Below are 6,497 nucleotides of genomic sequence, written 5' to 3'. Positions count from 1 at the left end.
CGGTCGCGTCGGTCAGCGGGTCTGGGTGTTCCTCGCCCAGTCGTACCGGCCCTTCGGCACTGCCGCCGAATACGTCACCGTCCCGAGCGCGCACGCGGTCGCCCTGCCTGACGAGGTCCCGCTGCAGCAGGCAGCCCTGGTGGGCATCCCGGGGATCACCGGTCACCGGGCGATCTTCGGTGACGGACCGGTCGCCGGACAGACGATCGTGGTGACCGGCGCGGTGGGCGCGGTCGGCCGGGCGGCGGTGGCAGTTGCCCGGCGCGGCGGCGCCACCGTGATCGACACCGTCCGCCAGGCCGGCCAGGTGGAGCACGCGCTGGCCGCCGGCGCCCACCACGTGGTCAACGTTGGCGGTCTCACCGCGGCGGAAGCTGCCGAGCGGATCCGGGCGGTCGCGCCAGACGGCGTCGACCGGGTCGCCGAGGTCGCCTTCGACACCGGCGTCGCGACCGACCTGGAGATCCTCAAGAACGGCGGGACGATAGCCACCTACGCCACCGGCCAGGCCGAGCCATCGGTGCCGTACTGGCCGCTGGGATTCAAGAACATCACCGTGCGCTTCCTCAGCAACGACGACTTCCCCGAGGACGCCAACCAGGCCGCCGCCGCCGACCTGACCGCGGCGCTCGCCACGGGAGACCTGCGCTACCCGGTCGCCGCCCGGTATCCCCTGGAGCGGATTGCCGACGCGCATGAAGCCGCTGAACGCTCGGCGGCTGAGGGCCGGATCCTCATCACCGTGCAGGCGACCGGCACGTGACGGTCGGCGGGCCGGCCGAACCGGCCCACCCCGCCGTCCCGGGTGAGCAACCTGCCGCGTGCACGCTCATCGGCGGTCGTCGGGAGGCGGACGGGACAGTTCCCGCCGGCACCGGTCGGCCCAACCCACCCGGTGTTCTTCACGCCGGTGACCCGACCGCCGGACTCGGCCGGGCCACCGGCGCTCGGTTCATCCGCCGAGGCTGGCCGCGGCCGACGTGATCGCCGGGGCGAACGTGCTCACCTGGGTGTAGACACCGGGGTAGTTGGGCCGGGCACAGCCGTTGCCCCAGCTGACGATGCCGACCTGGATCCAGGCGTTGGACGCGTCCCGGCGGAACATCGGGCCACCGGAGTCGCCCTGGCAGGTGTCCACGCCGCCGCTGGCATAGCCGGCGCAGATCTCCTCACTGGGGATGATCTCCCCGCCGTAGTAGGCGTTGCAGGTGGCGTCGCTGACGAAGGGCACGTTCGCCTTGAGCAGGTAGCGCTGCTGCGCTCCGCCCTCCCGGGCCGCGCCCCAGCCCGCCACCGTGAACACGCCGTTGTCGTACTGGGTGGTGGTGGCGATCTTGAGGGTGCTGAGCGTGGTGACCGGCGTGGCCAGCCGGATCAGGGCCCAGTCCTTGCCGGTGCCGTTGTAGCCGGGCGCCCGGTACACGTAGTTGGACCGCACCTGGATCCGGCTCGACGACCGGAGGTCGACCACGCCGAGGGTCGCGGTGATGCTGGTGTTGGCGCCGGTGCGCCCCACGCAGTGGGCCGCGGTGAGCACCAGCCGGGGGCTGTAGAGCGACCCGCCGCAGCCCATCGAGAGCCGGACCATGAACGGGAACTCGCCCTGCGCGGCCCGGGTCCCGCCGACGACGTACGGGGTGACGCCGTCGACCGGCTCGGCGGCGGCCGGCAGGGCCGGTACGAGTGATCCTGCGGTGACCGCCACCAACGTGGCCGCCACCCGGCCGACGAGTCTGCGCCAACGGACCATGGGAGCCTCCAACCCTCGACGGCGCGCCTCGTCGCCGCGCCCGGATGCGATGGCGGGCAGCCTACGGTCTTAGATTGATAAATGGCAATGTGTGGATGCCATAGCGACTCGGTCATACGTCCGCCGGTTCATCGGGCGGCGCGCCGGGTGAGCTGCGCGGAGCCCCCTGCATCGCCGACCGCCGCACCACCACCCCGTCGCCCCGCCGCGCCATCACCGCGACCCGTCGCGCCCCTGCCGCACCACTATCGCGTCCCTGCCGCGCCACCATCGCGTCCGCGCCGCGCGACCGCCACGCCACCGCCGCGCCCCACCGCCGAACGGCGTGCCGGCTCGTCGTGCGCCCGCGCGCGGCCTCGCGGAGGTGCTCGGCGGCGAGGACCGGGCGGGCTGAGCGGCGGGGCTACGACGGCCCGGCCGGAAACGGGACCGCGTTGACCGATCGATCATGGAGCGGCGAGTGCTGCGTACGATGCGGGACCGGGTATCCCCTCGTCCCGCGGAGGTGTCGGCAGATGGCAGGCCAGCACGAGGGGTACGCCCTCGGCGTCGACCTCGGCACGTCGCACACGGTGGCGGTGCTCCGGCGCCCGGACGGGCAGACCCGCCCGTTGCTCGTCGACGGCCAGCCCCTGCTGCCCTCCGGCGTGTACGCGGACCCGGACGGGATGCTGCACGCCGGCCGGGACGCCGAGCGGCTGGCCCGGACGGATCCGAGCCGGTACGAGCCGCACCCGAAGCGCCGGATCGACGAGGCCGCCGTGTCGCTGGGCGACCACTCGTACCGCCCGGCGGAGCTACTCGCGGCGACCTTGCACGCGGTGGCCCGGTCGGCGGTCGAGGCGGTCGGCTTCCTGCCGCCGGCGGTGCTCACCTGCCCGGTGGCCTGGGACGAGTCCCGCCGCCAGGTGCTCGCCGACGCGCTGATCCTGGCCGGCTGGCCACCGGCGGCCGAGCACACCCTGGCCGGGCCCACCCCGCCCGGCACCCGCCTGCTGCGGGAGCCGGTCGCCGCCGCGCGGTACTACACCCAGGTGCTGCGCCGGCCGGTGCCGGTCGGGGGCGCCGTCGCGGTCTTCGACCTCGGCGCCGGCACGCTCGACGTCGCGGTGGTGCGCAACGAGGGCGCCGACCCGTGGGGCGACTCGGGGTTCACCGTGATCGCGTCGGGCGGGACGGCGGACCTCGGTGGGGCCGACCTCGACAGCGCCCTGCTGGGCCGGCTCGGCGATCTGGTCACCGCCGCGCACCCCGGCACCTGGGAGCGGCTGACCAGGCCGGAGACCGTCAGCGCACGGCGCGACCAGCACCAGCTTCGGGAGCACGTGCGGGGCGCCAAGGAGATGCTCTCCCGCACCACCGTCGCGCCGGTCGCCGTACCGGGGGTGGCGGCCGCGATCGAGCTGACCCGGGAGGACCTGGAACTGGTCGCCACGCCGCTGCTGCGCCGGGCCGTGGCGGTTACCCGGGAGGTGATCGGCACGACGGGGCTCGACCCCCGGCAGCTCGCCGGCCTGTTCCTGGTCGGCGGGGCCACGCGGACCCCGCTGGTGGCCCGGCTGCTGCACGCCGAGCTGGCCATCACGCCGACCGCGCCGGAGCAGCCGGAGCTGCCGGTCGCCGAGGGCGCGCTGACCGACCTGCCGCTGCCGCGGCGGGCCCCGGTGCTCGCCGGCTTCGCCGCACCCGCCGCCGCGGCGCCCGCCGCACCACCCCCGGCGGCCCAGGCCAACCCCGTGAGCACACCCGGCAGCCCCGGCATCGCACCGACGGGCCCGGCAGCCGGTAGCCCCGGCATCGCACCGGCAGCCGCACCGGCGGGCCCGGCGGCCGGCAGCCCCGGCGCCGGCCAGGCAGCGGCTGCCGCCGACGCACCGGCCGGGTCGTACGGGCCGGGCGGGACCCTGCGCGCCGGGCCGGGCGGCCCCACCCCGGCCTGGCCGGGCGTCCCTGTGCCCGGGGCGCCCGGGGCGCACGGAGCGCCCGGGACGGCCCGACCGCCGCACCGCCGACCGGCGCTGTGGATCGCGTTGGGTGCCGTCCTCGCGCTCGCCGGCGTGACCACCGCGGCGGCGCTGTACCTGACCCGGGACCGCTACCCCGCGCTGGAGTTCCAGAGCGCCGTCACCGAGATCACCCGGGTGGGCGCGGGTCACGACCGGCCCACCGCCATGTTCACCGCCGTCCTCGGCGACCGCGCGTACCTCGGGTACCCGCTCGCCGACGAGCGGCTGGAGGTGGTCGCGGTCGACGCCGACACCGGCGGGGAGCTGTGGCGGGGGCGGACCGGGTCGCCCGCGCGGCGGTGGGCGGGGATCGTCGCCCTGCCCGGCGCAGTCGCGGTCCTCGCCGACGCCACCGGTGACGACGCTCCCCGGGAGCTCGTGGTCCTCGACGGCGCGTCGGGCCGGCAGCGCTGGCACAAGGCCATCCGCGGCGCCGACGACGTGCTCTTCGCCGAGCGGACCGCGGTGCTGGTCGACCGGGCCGACGACCGACTGGTCGGCCTACGCCTCGGCGATGGCGGGGAGGAGTGGACACTGGCCAGTCCCCGCGACGAGTACGGCAGGGCACGCACCAGGGTCCACCCGGTCACCACCGACGAGGCACTGGGCGGCCCCGCGTTCGTCGACGGGACGCCCGCCGACCCCTGGCGCGGCGAGGTCCGCCGGATCGTGCAGATCGGCGCGGACCGCTCCGTACGGGTGGTCGAGGCGGACAGCGGCCGGGTGGTCCGCAGCCGCCCCAACGTCGCCGACCACGACGACCTGGTGGTGGCGCACGAGGGCCGGCTGTACGTCGCCGCCGACGACGCCGGATACCGGCTGCTGGCGTACGACCTGGCCAGCCTGGCGGAGCCGGTGGTGCTCTACAGCGCTCCGGAGGAGCGGCGGCGACCGGAGGCGCTGGTGCCCTGCGGCGAGGAACGGGCCTGCCTGCTGGAGGTCACCGGCGGTGACTCGGCGAGCACCGAGGTGGTGGCGGCGTCGGCCGGGAAGCGGGCAGCCCGCTGGGCGGCGCCGGGCGCGACCCTGCTGGTGCCGCTCGGCGAGTACCTGCTGGTCCGCCGAACGAACCCGGAGCCGGCCGGCACACTCTTCGACCCGCAGGGCAGGGTCGTGCTGCGGGACCGCGACGGGGTCCCGGTCCGGCTCGACGCCGGCAATCTTCTGGTCTTCGCCGAGCAGCCCAGCTCGGTGGCGGACGACCGCAGCGTGGCGGGGGTGTCGGTGGCCGCCGGCACGGTGGTGGAGCTGGGCCAGCTCAAGGACGTACGCAGCGCCTCCTGCTCGTGGAACACGTCGGTGGTCGCCTGCGGCGCGGGCGAGGACTTCGTGCTGCACCGGTTCGCGCGCTGACCCGACGATCCGCTGACCGGCCGGTCAACCGGCAGCCGGGCGGGCCGGGAACGGATGAACCGCCACCAGCCGGGTAAGCAGCCGCCGACCTGGTGGAAGACGACCACGGTCGCGGCAGCCGCGACCGGACGCGCGGGCGGGCGGCGCCACGCCGACCCGCCCGGGCGTGCGTCAGTTGTTCGTGATCCAGTTCCAGGCCGACACCACCCACTCCGTCTGCTGCAGGTAGGCGATGCCGAGGCCGGCCAGGAAGACCGCCGTCACCAGGTGCGCCCCGCGCGCGCTGCGCCGCACCCGGCCCAGCTGCCGCTCCAGCACAACCCGCCCGAGCAGCCGGGCGAGCGCGAAGAGCCCGGCCGCCACCGACAGGCTCAGCAAGAAGATCAGCAGCGGACCGGTGAGGTCGCCCCCGCCGGAGATCGCCCAAATCCCCCAGCAGACGAAGGCGAAGAGCCCGCCGGCGGCACTCCACTCGCCGCCGCGCCGCAGCTGGGCCACGTGCCAGCTCATCGGTCGTCGCGGGGCCGGCTCACCCGGCCAGCCGGTGCCGGTCGGCTCCGGCCCGACGACGGGGAACGGCTCGGTGCGTGGCGTACGGGACGGCCCGACCGAGGCCACGCCTCGCCGGAACGCGTCCCGCTGCTGCGGCACCCCGACACCGGGCTGCGGCGGCACCTCGACGGTGCGCTCGGCCCACGGCTGTGTCTGGTCTGCCATCTCGTCCCCTCCCCTAGGACCGACGGCGACCACCGCCACCGTCCGGCTTCGAGGGTATCCAGCCGGCACATCGGTCGCCGAGGCCAGGCCGATCGGTTACACACGGCAGGTGAGTAATCCACCACCGACCGTCCAGCTCGGTTGGGACGGCGGGGAACTGGTGGCCAGCGCCACGGCCTTACCCGAACTCAGCGTGCCCGGCGGGCACGTGAGCATGGTCGGGGTGGCGCCACCGAGCGTCGCGCGGTGCTGGGTGGCCGGAGCCAGGTCACCCCCGCGCCGGGCCGGCACGGACGTCGCAGCGGTGGCGGACCGGTGGGGCGCCCGTGGGTGGCCGGGCCGGCACGGACGGGCCCGCGGGGGTACGGTCGGCTGGTGGGGGACGCGGAACGACGGCGACGCCGGCTACGACACCAACCAGACGACGCGGGCCCGGCCGAAGGCCCGAGCGCGACCACGTCCGGCGTGCACGACGGCGCCGAGCCGCCCCGGGGCCGCCGGGGCGGCCCGGGCGAGGAGGGTGAGCGCGGGCTGCGCGGGCTGGTCGGCTCCGGCTCCTCGCAGGTGAGCGTGACCGCCGCGATGCGCGCCCGGGACGCCGCCCGCCCCACCGAGGAGGCTGCCTCTTATACACATCTGACGCTGCCGACGAAGCTAGAAGTGTAGATCTT

Annotated in this window: 5 protein-coding genes; 3 read left to right on the top strand and 2 right to left on the bottom strand. The window is 75.8% G+C overall.

Going from position 1 to position 6,497, the window contains the following annotated elements; all coding sequences use genetic code 11:
• Window positions 1-763 (top strand): zinc-binding dehydrogenase (locus C1I99_RS27740; protein ID WP_146604068.1); only part of this gene is annotated, 763 nt, incomplete at its 5' end.
• A gap of 189 nt (window positions 764-952) precedes the next feature.
• Here the strand turns inward: C1I99_RS27740 and C1I99_RS27735 are convergent.
• Window positions 953-1,750: a S1 family peptidase gene (locus tag C1I99_RS27735; RefSeq protein WP_111137160.1), complete on the bottom strand. Its 798-nt coding sequence runs from the start codon at window positions 1,748-1,750 to the stop codon at window positions 953-955.
• 515 nt (window positions 1,751-2,265) lie between these two features.
• On the opposite strand from C1I99_RS27735, the gene C1I99_RS27730 reads away from it, so the two are divergent.
• On the top strand, window positions 2,266-5,109 hold the full coding sequence (locus C1I99_RS27730; RefSeq protein ID WP_111137159.1) for an Hsp70 family protein: 2,844 nt from the start codon (window positions 2,266-2,268) through the stop codon (window positions 5,107-5,109).
• A gap of 171 nt (window positions 5,110-5,280) precedes the next feature.
• Here C1I99_RS27730 and C1I99_RS27725 read toward each other — a convergent pair whose 3' ends face one another.
• Window positions 5,281-5,826, bottom strand: coding sequence for a hypothetical protein (locus C1I99_RS27725; RefSeq protein WP_111137158.1), 546 nt, complete (start codon window positions 5,824-5,826; stop codon window positions 5,281-5,283).
• Window positions 5,827-6,201: 375 nt separating this feature from the next.
• Between C1I99_RS27725 and C1I99_RS35450 the strand changes: the two genes are divergently transcribed.
• Window positions 6,202-6,492: a hypothetical protein gene (locus C1I99_RS35450; protein WP_111137157.1), complete on the top strand. Its 291-nt coding sequence runs from the start codon at window positions 6,202-6,204 to the stop codon at window positions 6,490-6,492.
• Window positions 6,493-6,497: the final 5 nt, after the last annotated feature.

This window comes from Micromonospora deserti (assembly GCF_003236335.1).
In the GTDB taxonomy this organism is placed as follows: Bacteria; Actinomycetota; Actinomycetes; order Mycobacteriales; family Micromonosporaceae; genus Micromonospora; species Micromonospora deserti.
Note: the sequence above shows the minus strand (reverse complement) of the source record. Positions and strands in the feature narration are given on the sequence as shown.